This window comes from Alphaproteobacteria bacterium (assembly GCA_025800285.1).
Lineage (GTDB): Bacteria > Pseudomonadota > Alphaproteobacteria > JAOXRX01 > JAOXRX01 > JAOXRX01.
The window spans coordinates 1-668 of sequence record JAOXRX010000114.1 but is presented as its reverse complement, the minus strand read 5'-3'; the positions used below and the strand labels follow the sequence as shown (position 1 = coordinate 668).

The window sequence follows — 668 nt, the reverse complement described above, 5'->3', positions numbered from 1 at the left end:
CTTATAATATTGAACAAGTTTTTTAGCATCTGCAACAGGCATTTTATTAACTGGAGCCCATAATTCAGGATCAGATAAATTAATTCCTTTTTTCAAATCTACCTGCCAAGGACTACCTTTTACTCCAGAAGTCAACAAACTATCTATGACACCACTTCCATCCAACTCCTTTCTATCTGTTTTATACTTTTTATCAGGTCTTATTTTTGTTGATAATTGATCCAATGCTTTTCCAGCAGTATCATAAACGAATGGCGTCAGTTTTTTCATTCCATAATCTACAGCTTTCTTTTGAAGATTTTTATCCCTCAATAATTCACTAGTGCCACAACGTCCCATTTCAATAGTTTTCTTAGCTAACCAAGGAATACCATGGTGATACAAAGCATCTGCAGCTATTCCACCAACATCTGTCATTAATCCATTACCTTTTAGGCTTTTTTTTCCCTGTTGAATTACTTTTCACATACCGCACTTTCTTTATCCCACAAACAGGACAATGACAATAAAACTGTCTTCGTCCATTTTTATCGGTTTGATAACCACTTGGTTCAACACAAGGTGTTACTCTTTTATCTTTGATGCAATAAGATTCATTCATTTTTATTTAAGGATTATATTATTTATAAATAAAAGAAATGAAATCAAGAGAAACTTTTGTGAAAGGA

Annotated in this window: 2 protein-coding genes; both read right to left on the bottom strand. The window is 32.8% G+C overall.

The window, feature by feature from the left end:
- A partial coding sequence (locus OIF36_05695; protein MCV6599946.1) for a hypothetical protein occupies positions 1-417 on the bottom strand: 417 nt, incomplete at its 3' end.
- Positions 418-424: 7 nt separating this feature from the next.
- Positions 425-601: a hypothetical protein gene (locus tag OIF36_05690; protein ID MCV6599945.1), complete on the bottom strand. Its 177-nt coding sequence runs from the start codon at positions 599-601 to the stop codon at positions 425-427.
- Between the last annotated feature and the right edge of the window lie 67 nt (positions 602-668).